Here is a 26,814-nt window from a genome sequence, read left to right on the forward strand (position 1 = left end):
TTATCATACAAACCCTGCCAACCCCAATCCACTCCACCCGGTTGCTGTCATGCATGACCTACCCACCGACTGGGGCGCCTTGTGTGCGCTCATCTTCCTGCTTGGCATGCGCCATGGCTTTGACGCCGACCACCTGGCCGCCATCGACGGCCTGACCCGCCTGAACCAGCAGCGCAGGGCCGGGGTGGCGCGTTATTGCGGGGCCCTGTTTTCGGCGGGCCATGGCGCCATTGTGCTGGCTATCGCCATCGTGGTGGGCTCGGTGACCGAGCGCTGGACGCCCCCGGCCTGGTTGGATGCCCTGGGGGCCTGGGTGTCGATCACCTTTTTGCTGGCCATCGGCGCCATCAATCTGCATGCGGTGCTGACGGCCACGCCGGGCAAGACCGTGCCCCTGGTGTCGTTGAAGGGGCGTTTCCTGGGGCGGTTGGCGCAGGCGCGCAGCCCCTTGGGCGTGGCGGCGGTCGGCGCCTTGTTTGCCTTGTCGTTCGACACGGTCACGCAGTCGGTGATGTTTGCCGCCACGGGCGCCCAGTTTGGTGGCGTGATCCCGTCGGTGACGCTGGGCTTGCTGTTTGTGCTGGGCATGCTGGTCACCGATGGCTTGAACGGCTGGTGGATTGCCCGGCTGATCGCCCGTGCCGACGAGATCGCGGCCCTGGCCTCGCGGGTCATGGGGGTGGCCGTGGCCGGCGTGAGCCTGCTGGTGGCGGCCCTGGGCATCAGCCGCCTGGTGTCGCCGGCCTTCGAGGCCTGGAGCGACGGCAAGGAACTGGCCTTTGGCGCCTTGCTGGTGCTGAGCCTGGCCGCCAGCTACCTGCTGGCGCGGGCCCTGGCGGCGCGCCGCCCGCCAGCCCGGCAGCACGCGCCGTGACCCGCATGGCGCACGTGCAGATGCAAATCAGGCAGGGTGTGAAGGCACGGACGGGCATGAGCCGTCTTCAGGGAAAGGCGCAGCTGCGCCACACGACCCTGGCTCTGGCGGTGGCCTGGGCCTGTTCTGCCGCGCAGGCCCAGCCAGCCGCACCAGCCCAAGCTGCGCCTGCACTCGACAGCGAGGCCTCGGCGGCCCCCCAGCCCCCCAGCCTGGCACCGATCACCATCACAGGCCGCCACTACGACAACTCGGTCGGCAGCAGCGATGCCGCCTCGCAAGGGGTGATCCGATCCGAGCTGCTGGCCAGCCGGCCCGCGCTGCGCCCGGGTGAGGTGCTGGAGTTTGTGCCCGGCTTGATCGTCACCCAGCACTCGGGCGACGGCAAGGCCAACCAGTACTTTCTGCGCGGCTTCAACCTGGACCACGGCACCGATTTCGCCACCCGCGTGGACGGCATGCCCGTCAACATGCCCACCCATGGGCACGGCCAGGGCTACTCGGACCTGAACTTTCTGATCCCCGAGCTGGTCGAGCGCATCGAGTACCGCAAGGGCCCGTACTTTGCCACCCATGGCGACTTTGCCGCTGCCGGTGCGGCCGACATCCTTTACAAGACCCGGCTGGACGCCCCGTTTGCCCAGGTCTCGGTGGGCCAGAACGGCTACCGGCGCGGGTTGGCGGCCGACACCATTCAGCTGCGTGACGACCTGACGCTGCTGGGCGCGGTGGAGTGGATGGGCAACAACGGGCCCTGGACCGTGCCTGAGGGCCTGCACCGCCAGAACGCGGTGCTGCGCCTGACCCAGGGCACGCGCGAGCGTGGCAGCACGCTGAGCCTGATGGCGTATGAAGCCCGCTGGAACTCCACCGATCAGGTGCCCCAGCGCCTGATCGATGCCGGCACCTACAACGGCCGACCATTTGGCCGCTACGACTCGGTGGACCCCACCGACGGCGGCAGCACCTCGCGTTACAGCCTGTCGGGCGAATGGCACGACCGTGACCGCACAGGCGAGACCCGGGTCTCGGCCTACGCGATGAAGTATTCGCTCAAGCTGTTCTCCAACTTCACCTACGCCATGGACCGCCCCGCCACAGGCGATCAGTTCTCGCAGCAGGACGACCGAAACGTGTTCGGCGGCCAGGCCTCCAGGGCTTGGAACCACACGCTTGCCGGCTTGGACGCGCGCACGGAAGTGGGCGTGCAACTGCGCAACGACCGGATCCATGTGGGCTTGTTTGACACCCAGGCGCGCCAGATCCTCTCCACCACCCGGCTCGACGATGTGCGCGAAACGCTGCTTGGCGTGTTCGGCCAGAGCACCGTGCAACTGACACCCTGGCTGCGCAGCGTGGTGGGCTGGCGGGGCGACACGGCGCGCTTTGCCGTCAACAGCCTGAGCAACCCGGCCAACTCGGGCAGCGCCCGCGCCAGCCAGCTGTCGCCCAAGCTCACCCTGGTGGCCGGCCCCTGGGCCCAGACCGAATTCTTCTTCAACACTGGCAAGGGCTTTCACAGCAACGACGCCCGTGGCACCACGGCCAAGGTCGACCCCAGGACCGGCGACCCGGTGCAGGCCGTGCCCGGCCTGGTGGCAGCCCGTGGCTGGGAGTTGGGCGTGCGCACCGAGGCCATCGCCAACCTGCAAAGCTCGGTGGCGTTCTGGCGCCTGAACTCAGACTCTGAGCTGGTCTATGTGGGCGATGCCGGCAGCACCGAGGCCAGTGGCGCCAGCCGCCGCCACGGCATCGAGTTCAACAACCGCTGGACCCCCAGCCCCCACTTCTTGCTGGACGCCGATCTGGCGCTCACCCATGCGCGCTTTGCCAATGGCGAGCGCATCCCCAATGCGGTGGACTCGGTGGCCTCGATCGCCGCCACGGTCAAGGCCATCGGCCCCTGGTCGGCCAGCCTGCAGTGGCGCTACCTGGGCAGCGGCGCACTGGTCGAGGACAACTCGGTGCGCAGCACCCCCGCCTCCACCTTCAACCTGCGCGTGACCCGCGATCTGCTGGACCTCAGCCGCCGCCCCGCCAGCCTGACGGTGGATGTCTTCAACCTCTTCAACCGCAAGGTGGACGACATCCAGTACTACTACGCCTCGCAGCTGCCCGGCGAGGCCGCGGCGGTCAATGGCCGGGTGGTGCATCCGGGCGAGCCGCGCTCGGTGCGGGTCACTTACAGGGTGGCTTTCTGAGGCGGCCCTCGACAAAGGGTGTGGGGGCAGGGTCTGGTTCTGTGGCGTCGCAAAATGGGGGCTTGAGCCTCATCGGCCCCTCAGGAGAAATCAATTGAAAGTTGACGGCCAATGCCATTGCGGCGCCATTGCCTACGAGGCTGAAGTGCAGGAAGGCAGCATCTCGGTCTGCCATTGCAACGACTGCCAGATCCACTCGGGCTCGGCCTTTCGGGCCAATATTTCAGCACCTGCCGCGAGCTTTCGCCTGCTCCGTGGCACGCCCAACACCTACATCAAGACGGCCGCCAGCGGTGCCCGACGGGTGCTGGCGTTTTGTGGCCACTGCGGCACCCCGGTCTATGCCTGCGCGGCCGAAGCGCCCACGGCGTATTCATTGCGCGTTGGCACGCTCAATCAGCGGCACGAACTCGGCTCGCCCATGCGGCAGATCTGGACGCAGCGGCGCCTGCCCTGGGTGACCCTGCCCGACGACGTGGCGGCTTTTCACGGGCAACCTTGACAAGGGTGGTCGCCGGTTTTGGCGAACGTCAGTCCACCGAGGCTTGTCAAAGGCACACCCGCAAGACCTCACAAAGCGTATCCAACACGCCTGCCGACAAGAAAGACGAGCGCAAGACCTTGTACTCTCCTGGCAAGTAGCTCCGCACCAGCGGTTCGACCAGTTTCAGCCCGGCGTCGCTGTTGGTCAGAAGAACCAGGGCATCGCCCGAGGCCGGTACGGCGAGCACAAACGCGCGGTAGCCCGGGTTGTTGCCCCACTGCCAGAACCGGGTGCCGTCTACCGAGGTCTCCAGGCCCCAGCCCAAGCCCCAAGCCAGGTTCAAGCCCGCGTCGACGTCTACGGGCGACTCTGCTGTCATCGCCTGGAGCGCCGGATCGCGCAACCAGGCGACCACAAAGCGGGCATAGTCATCCACGGTGGTGTAGAGGCTGTACGCTGCCACCGGCTGGTTCATGAGTACCTGCTTGCGCGGCTCCCCATTGGCTTTGGTGCCTGGCAACAAGTGGTCGCCGACCTGGGGTGTCCAGCGGTAGCTGCTCAGGCCCATGCCCAGCGGGGTGAAGACCAGCGCTTGCATCACTTCGTCCAGCGGGCGTTGCATCACGCTTTCAACCGCCCGCTGCAGCAGCACATAGCCCTCTCCGGAATAGGACCAGCGCTGGCCCGGCGTGCCTTCAAAGCGCAGCGGGCCCGAGGCCCAGTTGGGCAGCCCGGCCGTGTGCTGCAACAGCATGCGCACGGTCACGGCACCCAGTCGCGGGTCGGTCACGACATCGCTTTGGGCGGCCAACTCAGGGTGCAGTGGATTGAAGGCATGCCGATAGCCTTGGGGCAGGTACTGCAGCACGGGCGCGTCCAGCGCCAGCCGCCCTTGTTGCACGAGCTTCAGCACCGCATAGGCGAACACTGGTTTGCTCAGTGATGCGGCCTGGAACACGCTGTCAGGCGCCACCTGCAGCGCAGGGCCGCAACCCGACGCCGTCGTGACAGATTGAAGTTCGCGCTGCCGGATCACCGCCACCGCTGCGGCGCACACATGGTGTTGCCGGGCCAACTGCGGCAACGGCTCGCTGGGGGCGGCAGACGCGGCCGTGGAGCCCGGAGCAAGGCCGGCTTTGGGCGGTGAGGCACAAGACACCACCAGCAAAAGCGCGGCCATCCAGCTGGAGCGGCCGAAGCCGCGCAGGGCAGAAGGCAGGGTCCGAGACATGCGCAAATCCTACTGGACGTCAGGCGCTCACAGCGCCATCGATTGCTGCTTCAGCACCTCGCCGAGCGTCTGATCGATGCGGGCCAGCACCCAACTGCTGCCATCTTTGGCGAAGTAGCCCGTGTTGCTCAGGCCGAACAGGGCAAACTCGCCAGCCCGGTCGAGTGCCACCTCGGCCATGAAGCCGGTCACGTGGCCGGTGTGGGTCAGCAGCAGCCGCTTCGGTGTGGCCACGGCCTGCCAGCCCCAGACATAGCGGCCATCAGAGGCTGCGCGCAGGTCGCGCACATAGACCTGCGGCAGCGGCGTGCGCTCCCCCTGCAGCGCCTGCACATGCCAGCGCAGCCACTGCGCGTAGGCCTCACCCGTGCAGGCCCAGTTGCCGGCGGGGGCGATGATGTCCAGCCAGTCCTGGGTGGCCAGGCTGTCCGGTGTGGCCTCGACCACGGCCAGGGCCCCGGCGGGGCCCTCATGCCCCCACAGCAGGTCGGTGGGCTTGGGCACCCAGGATCGCCAAACCCCTTGCAGGGCCAGGGGCTGCACCAGCACTTCGTCAAACACGGCCTCGAAGGCCCTGCCCGTGCGCGCTTCCACGATGGCGGCTGCCAGCACGTAACCTGCGTTGGAGTAGTGGAAGTCGCGCCCCGGCACGACACCGTCTGCAGGCGCCTGGGCCAGCAGCCAGCGTGCGAAATAGCTGCGACGGCCCACCGGGGTGTCGGGCAGGGGGCGGGTGTCGGCGCTGACCGCCGCGATGAAGGCGTTCTCTTCCTGGCCGCTGCCGTTGAAGGCCGGCACGCCACCGCGGTGGTGCAGCAGATCGGCCAGGGTCACCTGCGCGTAGGCCGGGTGGATCTCCCCAGCCCAGGTCGGAAAGGCCTGCGGCAGGGTCATGGACAGGGCCGGGCCGCCGCGCTCGGCCAACGCGACAATGGCCGCACTGGTCATGGCCTTGGTGTTTGAGCCGATGGCGAAGCGGTCTTGCGATTCCACCGAGGCATTCTGGCCTTGACGCCGCTTGCCTGACACGGCCACGGCCACGCTGCCGGCCTTGCCGCTCACCTGGCCCAGCACCATGCCGACCAGGCCTGAAGCGACCCCGGCGTCAGCCTGGGCCTTGAGCAGGGCGGCGAGTCGGCTCTGATCCGAACTGTCGGCGCCCCCGCCGCATCCCGTCAGGCCAAGCTCCAGCCCAAGGCCCAGGCTGCCGGACAGCAGAAGTTGCAGCACCGAACGGCGGCGCAAAGGTGAACAAGTGGCGTGAGTCGACATGCGAAGGCCTTGAAGTTGCGATGGCCGCCAGTGTGCGCAGACCAAGCCAAAGAGAAGCCAAATTCCGGCTTGGAGGGCTCGCCGCAGGCGCGACCCGCTCGCTTTGGGTTTCCCCAAGATTGGCCCCCTAGAATCCCGGCCATGCACATCCTCCTGGTCGAAGACGATCTTGATCTGGGCCCGGCCCTGCTGGCGGCCTTGCGGGCCGAGGGCGTGAGCGCGCAATGGGTGCGGCGCGCCGCCGACGCCCGCGCCGCCATGGGGCCCGAGGTCGACCTGGTCTTGCTGGACCGCGCCCTGGCCGGTCAGGAAGGGCTGGACCTGTTGCGCCACTGGCGCATGAAGCGCATCACCACGCCGGTGATCGTCATCACCGCGCGGTCCGCGCTGACGGACCGACTCGAGGGCCTGGACGAAGGGGCCGACGACTACCTCGTCAAGCCCTTCGAAATTCCCGAGCTGTTGTCGCGCGTGCGGGCCGTGCACCGTCGCCATCGCCAGCAGGCCAGCGAGGTGTGGGAGCTGGGCGAACTGGCAGTGTCGCCGCGCTCGCACCAAGCCTGGCTGAAGGGCGAGTTGCTGCCCTTGTCTGCACGTGAATTCCAATTGCTGCTGGCCCTGGCCAAGGACAGCAGCACGGTGGTGCCCAAGCAACTGCTGGGGCAGTTGCTGGAACCCCTGGGCGAGCCGGTGGATGCGGCCACCGTCGAGGTGCACCTGTCGAACCTGCGCCGCAAGATCGGCGCCGAGCGCATCCGCACCGTGCGCGGCGTGGGCTACCAGCTCCGGCCATGAAGAGGCCGCCGTCGTCATTGCAAGGGCGCCTGTTGGGGGTGCTGCTCGCCGCCGTGGTGCTGGTCGTGGCGGCCCTGGTCGCCAAGGACTATCTGGCGTTTCGCTGGCACGTCTCGGATCGCGTGGCCCAAAGGTCGGCAGCCGAGGGCCTGGGTGAGGCACTGGCCGACGCCGATGCCACGCTGGCCGCAGCCATCGTGCGCGCCACCGAGCTGCAATTCAACCGGTCACGGCGTGCTGCCGGACTGCCCGACATCGAAGACCTGGCGTTCGAACTTCAGACCTCTGACGGGCGGCTGATCTATGCGTCCGCGCAGCTCAAGGACCTGCCGGTACTGTCGCTGCAGCAGCTTCGGCAATCCGAACTGCAAATGCCGCAGCGGGCCTACTGGCCCTACCTGCACGAGACCGGCCGCTGGCGAGTCATCTTGCTGGAGCCGGTGGTGCAGGATGCCGTGCTGTTGCGCTGGCTAGGGGGCACCCTGGTGCCCGATGTCTTCGTGGCCATCCCCTTGCTGCTGCTGCCGCTGTGGTGGGCTGTGCGCTCCGGGCTGGCACCGCTGCGCCGGCTGGTGTCAGCCCTGGCGCAGCGCGATGCGGCCACGCTGACGCCCCTGCAACTCGACCTGCGCTATGCCGAGCTTCAGCCCATCGTCGGTGCCATCGATGGCCTGCTGGCGCGTGCGCGCCGGCACCTGGAGCATGAGCGCCGCCTGACGCACGACACCGCGCATGAACTGCGCACCCCGCTGGCTGTGCTCGCCGCCCAGGCCCATGCCCTGGCCACTGCGCCCGATGCCGCTGCGGCGGAGCTGGCCCGGCAGGGCATTGCGCGGGGTGTGCAGCGCACATCGCATCTGGTGGAGCAACTGCTGACCCTGGCCGGGCTGGAGTCCCCGGACATCGCCCGACCCACCCAGACCATCGATCTGGTGGCGCTGTGCCGCCAGCACCTGATCGACCTCACGCCACTGGCCGATGCCCGCAACATCGAGATGGCCCTGGAGTCGCCGGATCAATGCCAGGCCACGGTGCTGGTGCCGGCCCTGCACTCCATCCTCGACAACCTGCTGCGCAATGCCCTCAACCACTGTCCGCCGGGTTCGCAGGTGGAACTGCATCTCACACAGCAGGCGGGGCAGTATCGAATCACGGTGCAGGACAACGGCCCAGGCATGCCAGCGGAGGAACGCGAGCGGGCCTTCGAGCGCTTCTTCCGAGGACAGGGGGCTGGCCCGGGCTCGGGCCTGGGGTTGGCGATCGTGCACGAGGCCGCCCGGCTGCTGGGCGCCCGGGTGTGGCTGGCAGAAGGTGATGGCGGGCAGGGGCTGCGTGTGACCGTTGAGTGGCGTGTTGGCTGAGCTGTGACGGGGGAAGGGCTTTGGCGGCTCAGGGGCCGTGCCAAGGGTCGGGCCTGGGTCTCAGCGTTTTGGGCCTGAGCCGCAGCGGTGCAAGATCCAGCCGAGATTCACCGGCAAAGCTCGGCGGCTCGCGTCGGCTGGGCATCGAAGAACATCACCAGGTCGCTCAAGGTCTTGACCTTGCCAAAGAACGGGTTGGACGCTGTGTTGTCAAGTGATCGGCACGCCCTGGCGGCAATGCGGGGGGCGAGATGCATGTCGAGCTCATCGGCGTCGATGCCGATGTCCACGAGTCGGTCTGATGCCCGCAGCGGAACCCGGGCTCCGTCATGGACCAGCACAGCCTGCGTCTCTTCGTACACCGCGCGGATGACCCAGGTGTCCGTGGCGCGGGCGTTGAAGGAGCGGGCAAATTGGCAGATCGATTCGCCTGTGCGAGACCGGGCCAGGGCCCACCTTTTGTGCTTTTCACGCTCAGTTGCATTCTTCACGCACAGCGTGAGCAACAGCATGCCCAGTGCCGTGGCCAAGGGATGGGCCACCGCCAAATAGCCCATGGCAGACAAGAAGATCGCTGCAACGCCGCCAATGCCCGCCTTTGCCCGCCAGGTCTTGGGCCTGGTGTGGACAGGGGGCATGGATCGGGAGGGGGCACGCATGGCGAGCATGCTAGCAAACATGCGTGTGGCCCGCGGGTTGCGGCGCCGTCGCGTCATCAACCTGGAGGTCTCATGCGCCTGGTGCGTGGTCTGTCAGGAGTTGATGCCACGCACCACGAGCGACAAAGCCCGCCGGTACTCCTTTCGCAGCCGGTACACCTGGGCGGGACGATGCGCCGCGCCCGTCTCCATGGCGCCTTCGATGGGTTCCAGAATCCCCAGTTCGTCCATCTTGCGCCTGAAGCTCACCTTGTTGATGGCCTCGCCCAAGACCGCCTCGTAGACAGCCTGCAGGCGCGGCAGGGTCACCTGGTCTTCGCACAGGTAGACCGGCAGTGAGGAGTATTGGCTCTTGGAGCGAATGCGGGCAACCGCCAGTTCGACGATGCTCTTGTGGTCAAACGGCAGCTTGGGCAGTCGACTGACTGGCGCCAAGACCATCCCGTTGGGGGGCACATCCAGCACTTCGGCGGGCACCAGCGCGTAGTAGACGATCGATACCGACCACCCCCTCGGGTCTCGGTCTGCGCCGGAATACGTGGCCAGTTGCTCCAGATAGGGGCTGACGATAGCCGTCTTTTCCTTCAACACCCGGGCCGCCGCATCCCAGGCCGTCTTGTCCTCCTGTGGATGGATGTAGCCACCCGGCAGCGCCAGCTTTCCTGCGCAGGGGGCGTTGCGGCGCTCGAAAAGAGCCACATGCAAGGCTTCATCCTTGAGGGTGAGCAGCACCACATCAACGGTACAGATGATGGGTGGAAAGTCGGAATCAATTGCATTCTTGGCCATGGGCTTGCCTGCTCGCTTGTCTTTGTTCATTCCAGCAACGAAGTAGCTTACCAAGTCGAATCCCTTCATGCCGCGATACCTGAGCAACTCTGCTTGATAGTTAGTTGCACAATAAAACTAAGTCATGTAGAGTTGCTCCCGACAACACGAGCGGAGGCTCACATGAAACAACGGATTCAGCTGCTGATCATCGATCCGCAAAACGACTTCTGCGACCTGCCGGAGAGCTGGCAGTTCTCAGCCCCAATGACGGAGCGCCGCGTCGGGCCGGCGTTGCCTGTTGCTGGCGCGCATGCCGACATGCAACGACTGGCCGCGTTGATCCGTGCCGGGAAAAGCGGTATCTCGGACATCATCGTGACGCTGGACTCTCACCACAGGGTCGATGTGGCGCACCCCCCGTTCTGGATGCAGGCGGATGGCTCACCTGTCGCCCCCTTTACCACGATCACAGCCCGCCAAGTTCGAGATGGCGTTTACCGCCCCCGCATGGCGGCTGCGCTGCCCCGTGTCATCCGCTACCTGGATGAACTGCAAGCGCAGGGCCGGTATACGTTGATGGTCTGGCCGATTCATTGTGAGATCGGCACCTGGGGGCACAACATCCATGCGGGTGTGCAGGCCGCCTGCAACCTGTGGGAGGAAGAGCAGCTCAGCATCGTCAGGCAGGTCTACAAAGGCGCCAATCCGTGGACCGAGCACTACAGCGCCCTGCAGGCCGAAGTGCCCGATCCGGACGATCCGGAAACCTTGCTGAATCAGAAGCTGATCTGGCAACTGGATCAGGCCGATGTGCTCCTGATTGCCGGCGAAGCCAGCAGCCACTGCGTCAAGGCCAGCACCGAACACATGGTGGACAAGCTGCCCAGCCGGCAGTTGAGCAAGGTGGTCCTGCTCACCGACTGCATGAGCCCTGTGAGCGGCTTTGAACAGCAAGCGGCGGGATTTTTCGCCGCCATGGCTGCCCAAGGCGTGCATCTGGCCACCAGCGAGGAGGTCTTGCCTCGCTTGCTGGCCAATGCCTGACCGCCGCGCACGGGCCCAACCCTGGGCGACCGTGGAATCCGCACTCTCAATAGAAAGCCCCTCATGAGCGCCGTCATCAGCAGTCTCCTGGAGACCGATCTCTACAAGTTCACCATGTGGCAGGCCATGCTGCACAGGCACCCACAAACCCAGGCCGAATACACCTTTGTGTGCCGCAATGAGAGCGCCTTTGCACTGGCGGAGCTGGCGGACGAGGTCAACGCTGAACTGGACCACCTTTGCAGCCTCAGCTTCAAGGCCGATGAGCTGGCCTACCTGGGCAGCCTGCGGTACATGAAGTCAGACTTCGTGGACTTCATGCGGATCTTCCGCTTTCAGCGCGACTTCATCGAGGTCAAGACCCGGGGCCCCACACTCGAAATCGTGGCCCGGGGGCCGCAAGTCCATGTCATGGGCTTCGAGATCTACGTGCTGGCCATTGTGAATGAGCTGTACTTCCGTCGTTTCGATGCCCCTTCAGCCCAGGCCGAAGGACGCCGCCGGCTGGCCGACAAGATCAGACTGCTCAAGCAATTCGGCTCGGAGCCCACGCGCGCCAATCCTTTCGAGTTTTTTGACTTCGGCGTGCGCCGGCGCTTCAGTGGGGTCTGGCAGCGCGAGGTGGTCAGCCAGTTGAAGCAAAGCGTGCCGGAGTACTTCAAGGGCACATCGAACGTCCTCCTGGCCAAGGACCTGGGTCTGGTTGCCATCGGCACCATGGCGCACGAGTACCTGCAGACCTATCAAGCCCTGGGGGTGCGTTTGCGTGATTTTCAACGGGCTGCCCTGGAGGATTGGGTGCAGGAATACCGTGGAGACCTGGGCGTGGCCCTGACCGACGTCGTCGGCATGGACGCCTTCCTGGCGGATTTCGATCTCTATTTCGCCAAACTCTTCGACGGCCTTCGTCACGACTCCGGTGACCCCATCGAGTGGGGCGAACGGGCGTTGGCTCACTATGCCAAGCTGCGCATCGATCCCCGCCCCAAGCGCCTGGTCTTTTCGGATGGGCTCGACGTGCCCACGGCTTTGCACATCTATCGCCACTTCGCTGACCGCATTCAGTTGGGCTTTGGCATCGGCACGAACCTCAGCAACGATGTCGGCCTCCAGCCGCTCAACATCGTGATGAAACTCACGCAAGCCAATGGCCAGTCGGTGGCCAAACTGTCCGACTCCCCGGGCAAGACCCTGTGTCGGAACGAAACCTTTCTGGCCTACCTGCGCCAGGTTTTCAATGTGAAAGGCTGACCATGCTGAAGATCACACTGGCTCAACTCAACCCGACGGTGGGTGATATCGACGGCAACGTGACCCGCATGACCCAGGCCGCCCAACGGGCCTGGACGGATGGCTCCGACATGATCGTGTTCCCCGAGTTGTCGCTCACGGGTTACTACCCCGGCGACCTGCTCGACGATCCGGCCTTTCTCGAACGTGTTGCCCGGGGGTTGGAGGCGATCAAGCAGGCCTCGCGCCAGATCCGGCAACTGGTGTACGTGATCGGGGCCCCCATGCCGCGAAACGGCACCGGCAAGCGGCTGAGCAACGCCTTGCTGGCGATCCAGGCGGGCGAGGTCGTGCTGAGCTACAGCAAGCAGTTGCTACCGACCTACAACATCCTCGACGAGCGCCGTCACTTCGAGCCCGGCCCTGATGTGGCCCCCGTGCTGCGCGTGGGCCAGGCGCGCGTCGGCTTCATGGTATGTGAGGATGGCTGGAACGACCACGGTCAGGACTACGAGGTCAACCCTTTCCAACGCATGAGCGACGCCGCGCCTGACCTGGTCGTGTCGATCAACGCCAGCCCATCCGACATCGGCAAGCGCGAACTGCGACAACAAGTGTTCGCCAAGGCCTGCAAACGCCACGGCCTGCCGCTGCTCTACGTCAACCAGGTGGGTGGCCAGGACCAGATCGTGTTCGATGGTGCCTCGTTCGCGGTCGAACCCCAAGCCGGAGTGGTCTTCGAGGCCCGGCGCTTCGAGGAAGACATCACCACCTTGCGTTTTGAACAGGGCCGCTTTCTGACCCTGCAAGGCGAGCTTCCGCCCCGGGTCTTGCGCGAGGGCCTGAGCACCATGGCCTTCTATCGCGCGCAGATCGTGCTGGGCCTGCGCGACTACGCCCGCCGCTGCGGCTTCAAGCAAGCGGTGGTGGGCTCGTCGGGGGGCATCGACAGCGCGCTCACGCTGGCGCTCGCCGTAGACGCGCTGGGCGCTGCCAACGTCGCTGCAGTCACCATGCCGTCGCAGTATTCTTCGGCCGGCTCGGTCGATGACTCGGTCTCGCTGTGCCGCAACCTGGGGATCGAACTGTTCACCCACCCCATTATTGATACGGTGCGGGCCCACAGCCGGCAATACGAGGCCACCTACGGCCAGGGGCTGGCGGGCCTGGCCCTGGAGAACCTGCAGGCCCGCATCCGCGGAACCGTGTTGATGGCCCACTCGAACAGCTTCGGCCACCTGTTGCTCACCACGGGCAACAAATCCGAAATCTCGGTGGGCTACTGCACGCTGTACGGCGACACCAATGGCGGCCTGGGCCTCATCGGCGACCTGTACAAGACAGAGGTGTTTGCGCTGGCAAGTCACATGAACGAGGTGAACGGGCACGGGCTCATCCCGCAGGCCATCATCGACAAAGAGCCCTCGGCCGAACTCGCACCGGGCCAAAAAGACTCCGACAGCCTGCCGCCTTACCCCGTGCTCGACCCCATCCTGAAGTACGTGGTGGAGGGCGAGCGCCTGGCGCCCCATGAGTACGAACAAGCCCGTACCCTGGTCGAAGGCCTTCGGCGTACCCGCGAAGGTGCCATGTTGATTGAACGCGTACGCCGGATGGTGGCCCGCAGCGAATACAAGCGGCGCCAGGCCCCACCCATCATCCGTGTGCGGGCCAAGGCCTTCGGCTCGGGTCGGCAGATGCCAATTGCCGCTCAACACCTGTGAAACGAAGAGCCCCGGGAGGTGCCCTATGACTCAAGCCCAAGACCTGGCCGTTCTCATCGGCCGATTCCAGCCCTTTCACCGGGGCCACCAGGCCTTGCTCCAGCTGGCGCTGGCGCAGGCGCGGCATGTGGCGGTGGTGATCGGTTCGGCCTTTCAGGCGCGCACGCCCAAAAACCCCTTCACCTGGCGTGAACGTGCCGACGTCATCCGGCTGACGCTCGGTGCAGCCGATCAAGAACGCGTCAGCTTCCTGCCGGTGCGCGATCACTACGATGAAGCCAGGTGGGTGCGCGACGTCCAGGCGGGCGTCCATGGCCTGGCTGAGGGGCTGTGCCCAGGCCATCGCGCCCGCATTGCCTTGGTCGGCCATGCCAAGGACGCGACAAGCGACTATCTGAACCACTTCGATGGCTGGGCCCTGATGGCAGCGCCTCGCCAGCATGCCGTTGACGGCACGCACATCCGAGACGCCTACTTCGGCCACGCCGGCAAGCGGGTTGAAGCCACGTTGGCTGCACTGGCTGAGACCGTGCCCGACACCACGCTGGCTTTCTTGCAGGCCTGGGCCGCGCTGCCCCATTTCGCAGAGCTGGCGAAGGAGTGGGAGATGCTGCAGCGCTACAAGGCGGCTTGGGTCACCGCACCATACCCGCCTGTTTTCGTCACGGTGGATGCGGTTGTCAAATGCGCCAATCATGTGCTGCTCATCCAGCGGGCGCAGGCACCGGGTGCGGGCCTGTGGGCTCTGCCGGGCGGGTTCATCGAACAGCGCGAAACCACGTACCAGTCAGCCCTGCGCGAGCTGCGTGAAGAGACGCGACTGAGGCTGCTGGATTCCACCATGCAGCACGCGCTGAAAGCCCGTGCGGTGTTTGACCACCCCGACCGCAGCCAACGCGGTCGCACCATCACCCACGCCTTCTTCTTCGACCTGGGGGAGCGCGCCCTGCCTGAAGTGCAAGCCGACGACGATGCACAGGCCGCGACTTGGCTGAGCATGGCGCAATTGCCCGATCTGGAAGACCGCTTCCACGACGACCACTTCCACATACTGGATCACTTCCTGGGTTTGACGCCTGTGCCAGCCGGCTGAGGGCTGTGCTCGGCTCGAACCCCTCAGACTGTTCGTTCCAGTCTGAGCCATACAGGCTTTTGCGCCCCGCGCTGTGGGACCGGATTGCCTTTGTCGAATGCCACCTGCCACCCCCCACATAAGCAAGCACACTTTTCTTCGTTTCCCGCCTGCGCGGGTGTTCCCACAATGGGATCCACCTTCTCTTCTTTCTTGTCATCCCCTCACGGAGCCCGGAATATGAGCACCTTGCGCCTTGGCGATACCGCCCCCGATTTCACCCAGGACTCCACCGCGGGGCCGATCCAGTTTCACAGCTGGGCTGGCGACTCGTGGGTGGTGCTGTTCTCGCACCCGGCCGATTTCACGCCGGTGTGCACCACCGAGCTGGGCAAGACGGCAGCCCTGTCGGGCGAGTTCGCCAAGCGTGGCGTGAAGCCCATCGCGGTGAGCGTGGACCCGCTGGACAAGCACCAGCAGTGGGTGGCCGACATCAACGACACCCAGAACACCACGGTCAACTTCCCCATCCTGGCCGATGCCGACCGCACGGTGGCCACGCTGTACGACATGATCCACCCCAACTCGCTGGCCAATGCCACGGTGCGCAGCGTGTTCATCATCGACCCCAAGAAGGTGATCCGCACCACGCTGACCTACCCGGCCAGCACGGGGCGCAACTTTGACGAGATCCTGCGCGTGATCGATTCGCTGCAGCTGACCGACAGCCACAAGGTGGCCACACCCGCCAACTGGCGCGATGGCGACGATGTGGTGATCATCCCCAGCCTGCAAGACCCGGCCGAGATCGCCCAGCGCTTCCCGAAGGGCTTCAAGGCCGTGCGCCCCTACTTGCGCCTGACGCCGCAGCCCAACCGCTGATGGAAGGTTTGTCAGCTCCCAATCAAAAGGGCGCCCCGTTGGGGCGCCCTTTTTGTTGACCTCAGGCCTGCAAGGCAACTGATCAGGTCCCCGGTGTTGTTCACCCCCGGGGGCCCGCCCTTTACTTGGGGTCTACCCAGGCGTCGGCCAGGTTGCCTTCCACGCCGTCGGCGGTCACCGAATGCTCGTGCACGCGCTGGTGGGCGATGGTGATGAACTCGGGCTGGAACAGGTTCAGGTCGGGCACGTCGCGGGCCACGGTGTCCTGGAAGTCTTTGAACAGCTTGACGCGGCGCACCGGGTCGTTCTCGATGGCGGCGTCTTCCAGCAGTTTGTCGACCACGGGGTTGTTGTAATGGGTGCCGTTCGAGAAGGGCACACCCTTGATGAAGTTCTTCGACCAGTACAGGCGCTGCACGCCCACGGTGGGGTCGAACAGGTTGCTGGCGCCATTGGTGGTGAAGGCAAAGTCGCGCTCGGTGTAGATGCGCTTGATGAAGGACGACGGGTCTTGGGCCCGCACCGTCACCGCGATGCCGATCCGGGCCAGCGCGGTGCGCAGGTAGTCTGCCAGGCGGGCGCCGTCGCTGGCGATGGGGTTGAAATCCAGCGGCACGGCGAAGCGCACGCCGCCCGCGCCGCGCGGCAGGCCGGCGGCGTCTAGCAGGGCGTTGGCCTTTTTCAGGTCGTAGGGGTAGGGCGTGGGCGCCGGGTCGTGGTAGGCCTTCAGGCCCGGGGCGATGGGCGAATAGCTGACCTTGCCGTAACCGTAGTTGACCACCTTCAGGATCACGTTGCGGTCCACCGCATGGGCCACGGCCTGGCGCACCTCGGGGCGTTTGAAGTACTCGTTGTCGAGGTTGAACTCGAGCCGGGTCACGTTGTGCGAGTAACTGTTGCCCTTGGTCTCGAAGCGCAAGGTCTTGAGCTGCTTGAGGCGTTCCAGGTCGGCCAGGGGCACCGGGGTGCGGTAGCCCAGATCGACCGTGTTGGTCTCGAAGGCCACGCTGGCCGCGGCCGGGTCGTTGACCACCCGCACCACCAGTTGGTCGACGAAGGGCTTGGGCTTGTCCCAGTAATCGGCATTGCGCTCATACACGATGTGGCTGCCGCGCACCCACTCCTTGAAGCGGAACGGGCCGGTGCCGATGGGCGCCGTGTTGTTGGGGTTGCTGGCCGGGTCGGTGCCTTCGTAGATGTGGCGCGGCACGATCGGGGTTTCGGTGGCCACCAGGGCGCGGATCAGGTAGGGCGCGGGCTTGGACAGGCGCAGCACCACGGTGTGCTTGTCGGGCGTCTCGATCTCGCTGAGGTTGGCAAAGGTGTTGCGCCCGCGCGGATGGATCTTCTTGAGCAGCTCGATCGAATAGGCCACGTCGGCCGAGGTGAAGTCTTTGCCATCGTGCCACTTCACGCCCTGGCGCAGGGTGAAGGTGTAGCTCAGGCCGTCACGGCTGATCACCCACTTGGTGGCCAGCTGGGGTTGGGGGTTCACGTCGTAGTCGTACTTCAGCAGGCCCTCGGTCACCTTGGCGCTCACGCTGAGAATGGGCGTGGCCACGTTGTTGATGGTGACCAGCGAAGTGGGCTCACTGGGCAGCAGCAGGGTCAGCGTGCCCTCGTGCTGGGGCGGCGCGGCCTGGGCGCACAGCTGCAGGCTGAGCAGCAGGGCGGCAATGGCCGCGCGGGTGGCGGGCCGGGGAGTGCGGCGTGGGATGAAATGAGGCATGGCAAGGTCCAGATGAAAAGGTGGGTGGAAGAGGCTGGCGTGCTGCGGCCGATAGGCCCTCAGACCGTCTTGGTGGGCGCCGTCTGTGGTGTTTGTGGTGTTGGCAGCTCGGGCCAGTGCGTGACCAGACCCTGGCGGATGTCGGCAGCCAGCTGCTCGGCCGGGCGTTGGGCTGGCTGGCCCAGGCCACCTCCGCCTGGCGTGCCCACGCGCAGCGTGTCGCCCGCGGGCACCACCTGGCGGCCCTTGGCGCGCAGGCGCTGGCCCGAGCCCAGGTGCAGCTCGCCGGCCGCGCCCGGCAGGCCGCCCAAGGCGCCAACGGCGGGGTGGTCCACGCGGTCGAAGGCGGCGGCAATCACCAGGGCGGCATCGTCTTGCGCGTGGCGCACCTCGATCAGCTGGCCCAGGCCGCCGCGCTGCTGGCCGCGCCCGCCCGAGTCGGGCCGGTACTCTTTGCGCAGGAAGCGGATCGGGGCCGAGCTTTCCAGGATCTCCAACGACACATTGCGCACCCCGCTGGGGTAGGCCGTGGCCGACAGGCCGTCCAGCCCGGGGCGTGCGCCGGTGCCGCCGGTGCTGAAGCTGATGGCGTTGAAGCGCGGCCCGCGCAGCAGGGCCGCGTTGTCGGCGGCGCTGGCGCCAGCCAGGCTGTCGCCCCCGGTGAGCTGCAGGTTCCACAGCGACGAGGCCCCCTCGGCCGGCACCCGGTCTGGCCGGGCCTGGCGCAGCGCGCCAAACACCGCATCGGGCAGCAACTGGCCGATCACATGGCGCGCCGTGACGGCCGCCGGGTGCAGCGCGTTCAGGATCGAGCCCGGTGGCGCGCTGACGCGGATGGGCGCCAGCGAGCCGGCGTTGTTGGGCACGTCGGCCCCGATCAGGCAGCGGATGCCGAACGAGGTGTAGGCATCGGTGTAGGCCTTGGGCACGTTGATGCCGCGCGCCACGCTGGGCGAGGTGCCGCTGTAATCCACCTCAATGCCCTGGTCATGCAGCGTGACGGCCACCTGCAGGGTGATGGGTGCGTCGTAGCCGTCCGACACCAGGGTGTTGTGCCAGGTGCCGTGCGGCCAGTCGCGCAGGGCCACCTGCATGGCGTGGGCCGAGCGGCGGATCAGGTCTTCGCCCAGGCCCTGCAGGTCGTCCAGGCGGAACTCGCGCAGCAGGGCGCGCAGCCGGCGCCCGCCCACCTCGTTGCAGGCCACCAGGGCAAACAGGTCGCCCTCGACCTGCTCGGGGTCGCGCACATTGGCGCGGATGATGGCGCGCACCGCAGGGTCGATCTCGCCCTGGCGGATGAACTTCAGGATGGGCAGGAACAGGCCCTCGTGGTAGATCTCCAGCCCGTCGGGGCTGGAGCCCAGGCCGCCGATGTCCACCACATGCAGGGTGGAAGCAAACAGCGCCAGCAGGCGGCCGCCCTCGAACACCGGCGTGACCATGGTCATGTCGAACAGGTGGCCCGTGCCCTTCCAGGGGTCGTTGGTCAGGTACACGTCGCCGTCCTGCATCTGCGCGGGCGGAAACGCGTGGATGAAGTGCTTCACCGCCTCGGCCATCGAGTTCACATGGCCGGGCGTGCCGGTGACGGCCTGGGCCACCATGCGCCCATCGGGCAGGAACACGCCGGCCGACAGGTCGCCGGCCTCACGCGTGGGGGTGCCGAAGGCGGTGTGGATCAGCACCTGGGCCTGTTCTTCGACCACCGAGAGCAGGCGGTTCCAGGCCAGTTGGTAGCGCAGGGTGTGCTGCGGGCTGGGTTGACTCATGGGGCGAGGCTTTCGGTATGGGGATCGGAGTGGGGATCGGCGTGGACTGGGGGCTGGGCGGGCGCGCCCGCCGCGCTGACCAGCCCCGCAGCCAGGTCGGCCTGCAGGGCCTGCGGGCTGCGCTCGCTGGCCGGGCCCAGGCCGGCGCCGCCGGGGGTCTCGACCACCAGCACCTGGCCGGCCGGGATCAGCTGGCGGCCTTTGCCGCGCAGGGGCTGGCCGCTGGGCTTGAGCCAGGCCTTGCCGGGCGCGCCGTCTTCGCCGCCCAGGGCGCCGCGTGGCGGGTAGTGCACGCGGTCCCAGGTGGCGGCCAGCAGCATGGGTTCGTTGCGCGCGTGCTGCACCTCGATGATCTGGCCCAGGCCGCCCCGGGTGCGGCCGCGGCCACCCGAATCCGGCCGAAACTCCTTGCGACGGAACAACACCGGGGCCTGGCTCTCCAGGATCTCCAGCGACACATTGCGCACCCCGCTGGGGTAGGCCGTGGCCGACAGGCCATCCAGCCCCGGGCGCGCCCCGGTGCCGCCGGTGCTGAAGCTGGTGATGCCGAAGCGCTGCGAGCGCAGCAGCGCCTCGTTGGGGCCGCCCTCGATCGCCTGGCCACCCACCAGGCGGATGTTCCACAGCGACGAGGCCCCCTCGGCCGGCACCCGGTCGGGCCGGGCCTGGCGCAGCGCGCCAAACACCAGGTCGGGCAGCAACTGCCCGATGGCGGCGCGCACGGCCACGGCGGCCGGGGGCTGGGCGTTCAGGATGCTGCCCACCGGGGCACTGACGCGGATGGCGGCCAGCGAGCCGGTGTTGTTGGGCACATCGGCCCCGATCAGGCAGCGGATGCCGAACGAGGTGTAGGCATCGGTGTAGGCCTTGGGCACGTTGATGCCGCGCGCCACCGTGCCCGCACTGCCGGCGTAGTCCACAGCGATGCCCTCGGGGCCGATGGTCACGGCCACCTGCAGGTGCAGCGGGTGGTCGTAGCCGTCCACCGTCATCGCGTGCTGCCAGGTGCCTTGCGGCCAGTCGGCCAGGGCGCTGCGCATGGCCTGGGCCGAGCGCTCGATGATGGCTTCGCCATGGGCCTGCAGATCGCTCAGGCCAAACTCGCGCAGCAGGGCCTGCAGGCGCCGCGCGCCCACCTCGTTGCAGGCCACCAGCGCGTGCAGGTCGCCCTCCACCTGGTCGGGTTCGCGCACGTTGGCGCGCACGATGGCCAGCACCGAGTCTTCGATGCGCCCCCGGGTGATGAAGCGCAGGATGGGCAGAAACAGCCCTTCATGAAAAATCTCCAGCGCATCGGGCCCGGCGCCCAGGCCGCCGATGTCCACCACGTGCACGGTCGACGCGAACAGCGCCACCAACCGCCCCAGGTGGAACACCGGCGTGACCATGACCACATCGAACAAGTGGCCTGTGCCCTTCCAGGGGTCGTTGGTGATGAACACATCGCCCTCGGCCATCTGATCGGCCGGGAAGGCCTGCAGAAAGTGCAGCACCGAATCGGCCATCGAGTTCACATGGCCGGGCGTGCCGGTCACCGCCTGGGCCACCATGCGCCCGTCGGGCAGAAAAACACCGGCCGACAGGTCGCCGGCCTCACGCGTGGGGGTGCCAAAGGCCGTGCGGATCAGGGTCTGGGCCTGCTCCTCCACCACCGCCAGCAGCCGGCTCCACACCAGCTGCTGCTGCCACTGCAGGGCTTGGGCCTGCTTCAAGGGCCCGGGCTGGCCGCTGGTGCCGTGGGCGCTCATGCTGCGCTGCCCTGTACGTCCTGCACGTCTTTTGCCGAGGCCAGGGTGTCGGTCAGCACCAGGGCACCTTGCTCGCTCAGGCGGGCCTGAAAGCCGGCGATCACCCGGGTGGTGGTCTCGTCTTCCACCACCAGGGCGGGGCCGTTCAGCCACAGGCCGGGCTGCAGTTGGCGCCGCTCGAACACCGGCACGGCCGCCCATTGGTCTTGCTCGGCGTCGTACACCTGGCGCGTGCCGCTGGGCTGCGCCGCGCCCCGGTCGGGCGGCAGGGCATCGGCCTGCAGGCGGGGGCGGTCGGCGGCCTCGACCGACACCGTCCAGCTCACCACCTCGACCGCAATGTGGGGCAGGTGGCGGCCATACAGCTCGGTGTAACGGGTCTCGAAGCGTTGCAGCAGCGTGGCGCTGGCCGCGGTGTCAAACCGGCCCTCGGGCAGTTCGATCGCAATCTCGTGGCCCTGGCCGGCATAGCGCATGTAGGCCTGGCCCTGCACCCGCAGGGCCGAGCCCGGCGCGGCAGCGCGCACCACGGCCTGAGCGTGCTCGCGCAGTGCATCCAGCAGGGCCTGCACGGCGGCATGGTCGATCTGGCGCAGGCGCTGGTGCAGGGTGCGCACCGCCTGGTAGGCCACGGGGGCCCACAAAAAGCCCAGCGCCGAGCCCACGCCGGCCGAGTTGGGGATCACCACCCGCTCAATGCCCAGCTTGCGCGCCAGCGCGGCCGCATGCAGGGGCGCGGCGCCGCCAAAGGCGATCAGCGTGCTCTCGTCGGCCACCTTGCCCAGCTCGCTGGCGTGCACCCGCGCGGCATTGGCCATGTTCTCGCTCACCACGTCCAGCACGGCCTGGGCCGCCTGCTCCAGGGCCAGGCCGGCGGGCGCGGCCACATCGGCCTGCAAGGCCTGGCGGGCCAGCTCGGGCTGCAACTGCACCTTGCCCACGGCAAAGCGGGCCGGGTCGATGTGGCCCAGGGCGGCGTGGGCATCGGTCACCGTGGGGTGGCTGCCGCCCAGGCCATAGGCGGCCGGGCCGGGGCTGGAGCCCGCGCTGTCGGGGCCCACCTGCACCACGCCCAGGTGGTTGATGCGCGCCACCGAGCCACCGCCAGCCCCGATCTCCACCATCTCGATCACCGGGATGCGGATCGGCAGGCCCGAGCCCTTCAGGTGCCGGTGCACGCGGCCAAACTCGAAGCTGCGGCTGATCTGGGGCTGGTAGTCGTCGATGTAGCAGATCTTGGCCGTGGTGCCGCCCATGTCAAACGACAGCGCACGGCGTGCCCCCAGTTGCTCGGCCACCTGGCGGGCCAGCACGGCCCCGCCGGCCGGGCCTGATTCGACCAGTCGCACCGGCTCGGCCACACCCGTGGCCAGCGTGGTGATGGCGCCGCCCGAGGTGATCAGAAACGGCTCTTGCCGCAGCCCGCGCTCTTGCAGCCGCTGCTGCAGCCGGCGCAGGTAGCCCGCCACCTGGGGCTGCACATAGGCGTTGGCGCACACCGTGGACAGGCGCTCGTACTCGCGGATCTCGGGGCACACATCGCTGGCCAGCGACACCCACAGGTCCGGCGCATGCTGCTGCAGCAACTCACGCACGCGGCGCTCGTGCGCGGGGTGGGCATAGCCGTGCAGAAAACACACCGCCACGCTCTCGATGCCATCGGCCTGTAGCCGCTGGGCCAGCGCCACCACCTGGGCCTCGTCCAGCGGGGTGATGGTGCGGCCGCTGGCATCCGAGCGCTCGGTCACGCCGTGGCGCCACTGGCGCGGCACCAGAGGCGCCGGTTTTTGCAGAAACACGTCGTACTGCGCAAAACGGTCTTCCAGCCCGATCTCCACCAGATCGCGAAAGCCCTCGGTGGTGATCAGCGCGGTGCGGGCGCCCTTGCGCTCGATCAGCGCATTGGTGGCCAGTGTGGTGCCCAGGATCAGCAGATCCACCGCCTGCCAGGGCTGGCCGGCCTGGGCCAGCAGCTCGCCAATGCCTTCCAGCACCGCGTCTTCGGGCGCGCCCGGCGTCGTCAGCAGTTTGGTGGTCAGCTTGTTCGCGCCGTGCAGCAGCACCAGATCGGTGAAGGTGCCGCCCACGTCAATGGCAATGCGCAGGCGCGGGTCGGCAAGGGTCGAGGGTTCGGTGGGTGCGGGGGATGTGAAGCTCATGGTGTCAGGCCTGCGGGCAGGCCCGTTTGGAGGCGTGAGGGGAGAGGGAAAGCCAAGGAGAACGGGCGCATAGCAAGCCAGCAAGCCAGCCGCAGAGATGCACTCGGAAATTCTAGAAAGCCCCGGTCTACCGCGTTAGCACGGTTTCCGATGTCGATATGCGGAAAGCGGTGCAGCCGCGCCCAGCCTTGGTGCGGGGCTGATCGGCCAAGTCGGCATCAGAGTGGCCCGACCGGAGTGGGGGAGGCGTATGGCCGTCGCTGCATGAACGTCAGCCGCCTGGGCGGGGTGGGTAAGGCCAGATCAAGGCGTCAGGCCTGTGTTCGCCCGAGCAAGACCTTGAACTTGGGCAGCAGGGGCTTGGAAAGCCAAGGGTGTCTCTTAAGCCAGATCGTGTGGTGTGAGGGCTGCTTAGGCACGCTATGGGCCCCAAGTGCGCGCGAGGCTCTGATCGCGCAACTCTCCGCCTCCGCCCTGGCTTCAAGTCGATCCCAGGCCTGTGCGTACAGCCCGAACACAGGCGTGAGCTCAGTTCTCAATCGGCGCTGATCTTCCCAAGTTCAATGACCTGCTTCCAGCGCCCATACTCGCGCGCCTGAAACTCGGTGAACTGCTCAGGTGTGTTGCCGACCAGCTCAAAGCCCACCTCCAGCAGGGGCTGTCTGACGGCCGGCTCGTTCAGGATCGACACCACGGCCTCGTGCAAACGGGTGCGCAGCTCGGCAGGCACCCCTTTGGGCAGCGCCACCGCTTGCCATGAATAGACCGTGGCCCCCTTGTAGCCCAGCTCTTCCATCGTGGGCACGTCGGGCAGCAGCGTCGAGCGCTTGCTGCTGGTGACGGCCATGGCGCGCAGCTTGCCAGCGCGCAGGTGCGGCAGCGCGGTGTTGATGTTCATGAACGACGCGTCCACCTGCCCGCCCAGCAGGTCCTGCATGGCGGGCACACCGCCCTTGTAGGGGATGTGCAGGCCGGTGGTCTTGGTTTCGAGCCAGAACAGCTCGGCCGTGAGGTGGTCGCTGGTGCCGTTGCCGGCCGATGCAAACGTCAGCTTGCCTGGCTGGGCGCGCATGCGCTCCAGCAACTGGGGCACGGTCTTGTAGACCGAGGCACTTTGCACGGCCAGCACATTGGGGGCCTGCACGGCCACGGTCACGTAGTCAAAGTCTTTCAAGGGGTCGTAGCCCTGGGCGGTTTTCAGGTGGGGGCCGATCACCAGCGGCCCCAGCGAGCTCACCAGCACCGTGTAGCCATCGGGCGTGGCGCGCTTGGCGGCGGCAGCCCCCAGGGCACCCCCGGCCCCGGCGGTGTTCTGTACCACAAAGGTGCCGCCACCCAATTTGGCGGGCAAGCGGCTGGCCAGCGTGCGGGCCAGGGAGTCGGTCGTGCCGCCCGGCGGGAAGGGCACGATCAGGGTGACGGGCTTGGCGTTGGGCCAGGGCTGCGTCTGAGCCTGGGCATGGGCCAGCAAGGTGCTGCAGACCAGGGCGATTGCGGCCATCAGTGTTTTCATGTTGTCTCCTTGAATGGGGGCGCTGGTGCGCGGCCTCAGGCCGTGAACGTAGCCTGTTGGCGCGTCCAGTGGCGGGCCTGGCCACTCAGCGAGAGGCCCAGGCCTGGGCGGGTGGGCACCAGCATCCGGCCGTTCTTGATCTCGATGCGTTCGTTGAACAGGGGCTCCAGCCAGTCGAAGTGCTCCACCCAGCCTTCGCGGGGGTAGGCCGCTGCCAGGTGGATGTGCAGCTCCATGGCGAAATGCGGCGCCACCAGCAAGCCGGCGTGGTCGGCCTGGGCGGCCACTTTGAGGTAAGGCGTGATGCCGCCCAGCCGGGGGGCGTCGGGCATCAGGTAGTCGGCCGCACGGTGCCGGATCAGGTCCATGTGCTCGGCCGCGCTGGTGAGCATTTCGCCGGTGGCGATCGGCGTGTCGAAGGTCTGTGCCAGTGCTGCGTGGCCTTCGTGGTCGTAGGCGTCCAGGGGCTCTTCGATCCAGACCAGGTTGAAGGGCTCGAACGCACGGCACATGCGTTGGGCGGTCGGGCGGTCCCATTGCTGGTTGGCGTCCACCATGATGGCCACACCGTCGCCCAGGTGCGAGCGCACGGCGTTCAGACGCGCCAGGTCCAACTTGCCATCGGGTTGGCCGACCTTGAGCTTGATCCCGCCGATGCCCCGCTCGATGGAGGCGGCGGCATTGAGCAGCAGCTGTTCGGTCGGGGTGTGCAAAAAGCCGCCTGAGGTGTTGTAGCAGGGCACCGAATCGCGGTAGGCACCCAGCAGCTTGGCGAGCGGCAGATTCGCCCGGCGGGCCTTGATGTCCCACAAGGCCACATCAAACGCCCCGATGGCCTGGGTGGCCATGCCGCTGCGCCCCACCGAAGCGCCGGCCCAGCAAAGCTTGTCCCACAGTTTGCCGATGTCGTTGGCATCTTCGCCCAGCAGCGCCGGGGCCACCTCGCAGGCATGGGCAAACTGGCCGGGCCCACCGGCCCGTTTGGCGTAACTCAGGCCCAGACCCCGCTGGCCATCGGCGGTTTGCATCTCGACAAACAGCATGGCCACTTCGGTCATCGGCTTTTGCCGCCCGGTCAGCACCTTGGCGTCGCTGATGGGTTGGGCCAAGGGGAGGTAGCAGGACGAGACCTGCAGTTCGGTGATACGTGAATTCATGGTGCTTGTTAACGTTAACAAAAAGCAGAAAAAATAAGATGGCGACGGCCATCCAAACGCAATGTTATCGTTAACACCGCTTCGGAGGGCTGTGGTTTTCCCTGATCATTGGCCCATGTCCCTAGCGCAGCCCCCCAAAGCCAACACCTTGCACGACGTCGCCCAGGTGGCCGGGGTGTCGTTCATGACCGTGTCCCGGGCCTTGAACACGCCCGAGCGGGTGTCACCCGCAACGCTGGAGAAGGTTCGCCAAGCGGTTGCGGCTACCGGCTACATCCCCAACCTGCTCGCCGGCGGCCTGAAGTCCAGGCGCAGCATGACGGTGGTGGGCCTGGTGCCCATCATCTCGGTGCCTCAGTTCCTGCCCACCGTGCGGGCCTTGACCGAGGCACTGGATGAGCAGGGCTACCAACTGATCCTGGGCCAGATGGGCTACGACCACGCGCGGGAGGACAAGCTCATCACCACCATGATGGCGCGGCGGCCGGATGGCTTTGTCGTCATCGGCAAACTGAGCTCGGCCGCTGCGCGCCGGCAACTGCGTGCCGTCGGTGTGCCCGTGGTGGAGACCTGGGACCTGATGCCCGACCCGGTGGACATGGTGGTGGGCTTCTCGCATGAGCAGGTGGGGCGGGCGGTGGCCGAGCATTTGCTGGCCCGGGGGCTGACCCGCCTGGCCGTGGCCACAGGCGACGACGACCGGGCACAGAGCCGCCTGGCCGGGTTTCTGGAGCGCGTGGGCCACGCGGTGCCCACAGTGGTCAACCCGGCACCGAGCAGTCTGGCCCACGGCCGCCAAGCCCTGGCAGGCCTGCTGGCGCAAGAGCCGCGCCTGCAAGCGGTGTATTGCAGCTCGGATGCCCTGGCTCAGGGCGTCATGGTCGAGGCGGCGGCCAGGGGCCTGCGGATACCGCAAGACCTGGCTGTGTGCGGTTTTGGCGATGCCGACTTTGCGGAACACCTCTTCCCCTCACTCACCTCGGTGCGGGTGGAGGGCGCCTTGATCGGACGCCAGGCGGCTCAGATGCTGCTGGACCGTTGCGGGGGCAAGCGGCCACCAGAAACCCGGGTGGACGTGGGCTTCAGGGTGGTGGCACGGCAATCCACCGCAGCCTGATCTTCCTGGTGGCGGCGTTGCA

At 67.1% G+C, this 26,814-nt stretch carries 21 protein-coding genes; 11 read left to right on the forward strand and 10 right to left on the reverse strand.

Annotation, left to right across the window (positions count from 1 at the left end; all coding sequences use genetic code 11):
• The first annotated feature begins 49 nt into the window (after window positions 1–49).
• From L880_RS0100460 to L880_RS0100470, 3 genes are all read left to right on the forward strand, one after another.
• Complete coding sequence (locus tag L880_RS0100460) at window positions 50–874, forward strand: HoxN/HupN/NixA family nickel/cobalt transporter (RefSeq protein WP_027473992.1); 825 nt, start codon at window positions 50–52, stop codon at window positions 872–874.
• A gap of 56 nt (window positions 875–930) precedes the next feature.
• Window positions 931–3,075, forward strand: a complete 2,145-nt coding sequence (locus L880_RS0100465) for a TonB-dependent receptor (RefSeq protein ID WP_051442914.1) — start codon at window positions 931–933, stop codon at window positions 3,073–3,075.
• Window positions 3,076–3,169: 94 nt separating this feature from the next.
• On the forward strand, window positions 3,170–3,577 hold the full coding sequence (locus L880_RS0100470; protein WP_019577714.1) for a GFA family protein: 408 nt from the start codon (window positions 3,170–3,172) through the stop codon (window positions 3,575–3,577).
• Window positions 3,578–3,623: 46 nt separating this feature from the next.
• Here the strand turns inward: L880_RS0100470 and L880_RS31065 are convergent, their stop codons facing one another.
• The gene (locus L880_RS31065; RefSeq protein WP_051442915.1) at window positions 3,624–4,790 is read right to left on the reverse strand and encodes a serine hydrolase domain-containing protein; all 1,167 of its coding nucleotides are present in this window, start codon (window positions 4,788–4,790) and stop codon (window positions 3,624–3,626) included.
• A 27-nt stretch (window positions 4,791–4,817) separates the two neighbouring features.
• Window positions 4,818–6,062: a serine hydrolase domain-containing protein gene (locus L880_RS0100480; RefSeq protein ID WP_084460857.1), complete on the reverse strand. Its 1,245-nt coding sequence runs from the start codon at window positions 6,060–6,062 to the stop codon at window positions 4,818–4,820.
• 141 nt (window positions 6,063–6,203) lie between these two features.
• Between L880_RS0100480 and L880_RS0100485 the strand changes: the two genes are divergently transcribed.
• Together L880_RS0100485 and L880_RS0100490 are read left to right on the forward strand one after the other, a co-directional pair.
• Window positions 6,204–6,857 carry a response regulator gene (locus L880_RS0100485; protein WP_027473995.1) on the forward strand — a complete coding sequence of 218 codons (654 nt, stop codon included), beginning with the start codon at window positions 6,204–6,206 and terminating at the stop codon, window positions 6,855–6,857.
• The gene (locus L880_RS0100490) at window positions 6,854–8,218 is read left to right on the forward strand and encodes a sensor histidine kinase (RefSeq protein ID WP_027473996.1); all 1,365 of its coding nucleotides are present in this window, start codon (window positions 6,854–6,856) and stop codon (window positions 8,216–8,218) included. Before L880_RS0100485 ends, L880_RS0100490 begins: the two co-directional genes overlap by 4 nt.
• Before the next feature lie 107 nt (window positions 8,219–8,325).
• Here L880_RS0100490 and L880_RS0100495 read toward each other — a convergent pair whose 3' ends face one another.
• Window positions 8,326–8,856 (reverse strand): hypothetical protein, encoded by a 531-nt coding sequence (locus L880_RS0100495; RefSeq protein WP_245614852.1) that lies wholly within the window; start codon window positions 8,854–8,856, stop codon window positions 8,326–8,328.
• Window positions 8,857–8,970: 114 nt separating this feature from the next.
• On the reverse strand, window positions 8,971–9,666 hold the full coding sequence (locus L880_RS0100500; protein ID WP_027473998.1) for an NUDIX hydrolase: 696 nt from the start codon (window positions 9,664–9,666) through the stop codon (window positions 8,971–8,973).
• 162 nt (window positions 9,667–9,828) lie between these two features.
• Between L880_RS0100500 and L880_RS0100505 the strand changes: the two genes are divergently transcribed.
• The 5 genes from L880_RS0100505 to L880_RS0100525 all read left to right on the forward strand — a co-directional run bounded on the left by L880_RS0100505 (window position 9,829) and on the right by L880_RS0100525 (window position 15,600).
• On the forward strand, window positions 9,829–10,692 hold the full coding sequence (locus tag L880_RS0100505) for a cysteine hydrolase family protein (RefSeq protein ID WP_027473999.1): 864 nt from the start codon (window positions 9,829–9,831) through the stop codon (window positions 10,690–10,692).
• Window positions 10,693–10,755: 63 nt separating this feature from the next.
• Window positions 10,756–11,943, forward strand: coding sequence for a nicotinate phosphoribosyltransferase (pncB, locus tag L880_RS0100510; protein WP_027474000.1), 1,188 nt, complete (start codon window positions 10,756–10,758; stop codon window positions 11,941–11,943).
• A gap of 2 nt (window positions 11,944–11,945) precedes the next feature.
• Window positions 11,946–13,646 carry an NAD+ synthase gene (locus L880_RS0100515; protein WP_027474001.1) on the forward strand — a complete coding sequence of 567 codons (1,701 nt, stop codon included), beginning with the start codon at window positions 11,946–11,948 and terminating at the stop codon, window positions 13,644–13,646.
• Between the two features lie 25 nt (window positions 13,647–13,671).
• A complete protein-coding gene (locus L880_RS0100520) occupies window positions 13,672–14,739 on the forward strand; it encodes a bifunctional nicotinamide-nucleotide adenylyltransferase/Nudix hydroxylase (RefSeq protein ID WP_027474002.1) in 1,068 nt (355 codons plus the stop codon).
• Between the two features lie 219 nt (window positions 14,740–14,958).
• A complete protein-coding gene (locus tag L880_RS0100525; protein WP_027474003.1) occupies window positions 14,959–15,600 on the forward strand; it encodes a peroxiredoxin in 642 nt (213 codons plus the stop codon).
• Window positions 15,601–15,721: 121 nt separating this feature from the next.
• On the opposite strand, the gene L880_RS0100530 is transcribed toward L880_RS0100525, so the two are convergent.
• The 6 genes from L880_RS0100530 to L880_RS0100560 all read right to left on the reverse strand — a co-directional run bounded on the left by L880_RS0100530 (window position 15,722) and on the right by L880_RS0100560 (window position 25,675).
• Window positions 15,722–17,329, reverse strand: a complete 1,608-nt coding sequence (locus L880_RS0100530) for an ABC transporter substrate-binding protein (RefSeq protein ID WP_051442917.1) — start codon at window positions 17,327–17,329, stop codon at window positions 15,722–15,724.
• Between the two features lie 59 nt (window positions 17,330–17,388).
• Window positions 17,389–19,098 (reverse strand): hydantoinase B/oxoprolinase family protein, encoded by a 1,710-nt coding sequence (locus L880_RS31070; RefSeq protein WP_051442918.1) that lies wholly within the window; start codon window positions 19,096–19,098, stop codon window positions 17,389–17,391.
• Complete coding sequence (locus L880_RS31075) at window positions 19,095–20,846, reverse strand: hydantoinase B/oxoprolinase family protein (RefSeq protein ID WP_084460859.1); 1,752 nt, start codon at window positions 20,844–20,846, stop codon at window positions 19,095–19,097. Before L880_RS31075 ends, L880_RS31070 begins: the two co-directional genes overlap by 4 nt.
• Window positions 20,843–23,005, reverse strand: a complete 2,163-nt coding sequence (locus tag L880_RS0100545; RefSeq protein ID WP_051442919.1) for a hydantoinase/oxoprolinase family protein — start codon at window positions 23,003–23,005, stop codon at window positions 20,843–20,845. Before L880_RS0100545 ends, L880_RS31075 begins: the two co-directional genes overlap by 4 nt.
• Before the next feature lie 535 nt (window positions 23,006–23,540).
• Window positions 23,541–24,518: a Bug family tripartite tricarboxylate transporter substrate binding protein gene (locus L880_RS0100555; RefSeq protein ID WP_027474007.1), complete on the reverse strand. Its 978-nt coding sequence runs from the start codon at window positions 24,516–24,518 to the stop codon at window positions 23,541–23,543.
• Window positions 24,519–24,553: 35 nt separating this feature from the next.
• A complete protein-coding gene (locus L880_RS0100560) occupies window positions 24,554–25,675 on the reverse strand; it encodes an L-talarate/galactarate dehydratase (RefSeq protein ID WP_027474008.1) in 1,122 nt (373 codons plus the stop codon).
• A gap of 115 nt (window positions 25,676–25,790) precedes the next feature.
• Here L880_RS0100560 and L880_RS0100565 point away from each other — a divergent pair, with 115 nt between their 5' ends.
• Window positions 25,791–26,792 (forward strand): LacI family DNA-binding transcriptional regulator, encoded by a 1,002-nt coding sequence (locus L880_RS0100565; RefSeq protein ID WP_027474009.1) that lies wholly within the window; start codon window positions 25,791–25,793, stop codon window positions 26,790–26,792.
• Window positions 26,793–26,814: the final 22 nt, after the last annotated feature.

This window comes from Curvibacter gracilis ATCC BAA-807 (assembly GCF_000518645.1).
GTDB classification, from domain to species: domain Bacteria; phylum Pseudomonadota; class Gammaproteobacteria; order Burkholderiales; family Burkholderiaceae_C; genus Curvibacter; species Curvibacter gracilis.

Excerpts from the sequence above, each read along its gene's own strand:
- L880_RS0100500 (WP_027473998.1), bottom strand. The coding sequence starts at position 9,666 with ATGGCCAAGAATGCAATTGATTCCGACTTTCCACCCATCATCTGTACC.
- L880_RS0100545 (WP_051442919.1), bottom strand. The coding sequence starts at position 23,005 with ATGAGCTTCACATCCCCCGCACCCACCGAACCCTCGACCCTTGCCGAC.
- L880_RS0100495 (WP_245614852.1), bottom strand. The coding sequence starts at position 8,856 with ATGCCCCCTGTCCACACCAGGCCCAAGACCTGGCGGGCAAAGGCGGGC.
- L880_RS0100480 (WP_084460857.1), bottom strand. The coding sequence starts at position 6,062 with ATGTCGACTCACGCCACTTGTTCACCTTTGCGCCGCCGTTCGGTGCTG.
- L880_RS0100505 (WP_027473999.1), top strand. The coding sequence starts at position 9,829 with ATGAAACAACGGATTCAGCTGCTGATCATCGATCCGCAAAACGACTTC.
- L880_RS0100485 (WP_027473995.1), top strand. The coding sequence starts at position 6,204 with ATGCACATCCTCCTGGTCGAAGACGATCTTGATCTGGGCCCGGCCCTG.
- L880_RS0100525 (WP_027474003.1), top strand. The coding sequence starts at position 14,959 with ATGAGCACCTTGCGCCTTGGCGATACCGCCCCCGATTTCACCCAGGAC.
- L880_RS0100515 (WP_027474001.1), top strand. The coding sequence starts at position 11,946 with ATGCTGAAGATCACACTGGCTCAACTCAACCCGACGGTGGGTGATATC.
- L880_RS0100555 (WP_027474007.1), bottom strand. The coding sequence starts at position 24,518 with ATGAAAACACTGATGGCCGCAATCGCCCTGGTCTGCAGCACCTTGCTG.
- L880_RS0100465 (WP_051442914.1), top strand. The coding sequence starts at position 931 with ATGAGCCGTCTTCAGGGAAAGGCGCAGCTGCGCCACACGACCCTGGCT.
- L880_RS0100565 (WP_027474009.1), top strand. The coding sequence starts at position 25,791 with ATGTCCCTAGCGCAGCCCCCCAAAGCCAACACCTTGCACGACGTCGCC.
- L880_RS0100520 (WP_027474002.1), top strand. The coding sequence starts at position 13,672 with ATGACTCAAGCCCAAGACCTGGCCGTTCTCATCGGCCGATTCCAGCCC.
- L880_RS0100460 (WP_027473992.1), top strand. The coding sequence starts at position 50 with ATGCATGACCTACCCACCGACTGGGGCGCCTTGTGTGCGCTCATCTTC.
- L880_RS0100490 (WP_027473996.1), top strand. The coding sequence starts at position 6,854 with ATGAAGAGGCCGCCGTCGTCATTGCAAGGGCGCCTGTTGGGGGTGCTG.
- L880_RS0100560 (WP_027474008.1), bottom strand. The coding sequence starts at position 25,675 with ATGAATTCACGTATCACCGAACTGCAGGTCTCGTCCTGCTACCTCCCC.
- L880_RS31075 (WP_084460859.1), bottom strand. The coding sequence starts at position 20,846 with ATGAGCGCCCACGGCACCAGCGGCCAGCCCGGGCCCTTGAAGCAGGCC.
- L880_RS31070 (WP_051442918.1), bottom strand. The coding sequence starts at position 19,098 with ATGAGTCAACCCAGCCCGCAGCACACCCTGCGCTACCAACTGGCCTGG.
- pncB (WP_027474000.1), top strand. The coding sequence starts at position 10,756 with ATGAGCGCCGTCATCAGCAGTCTCCTGGAGACCGATCTCTACAAGTTC.
- L880_RS31065 (WP_051442915.1), bottom strand. The coding sequence starts at position 4,790 with ATGTCTCGGACCCTGCCTTCTGCCCTGCGCGGCTTCGGCCGCTCCAGC.
- L880_RS0100530 (WP_051442917.1), bottom strand. The coding sequence starts at position 17,329 with ATGCCTCATTTCATCCCACGCCGCACTCCCCGGCCCGCCACCCGCGCG.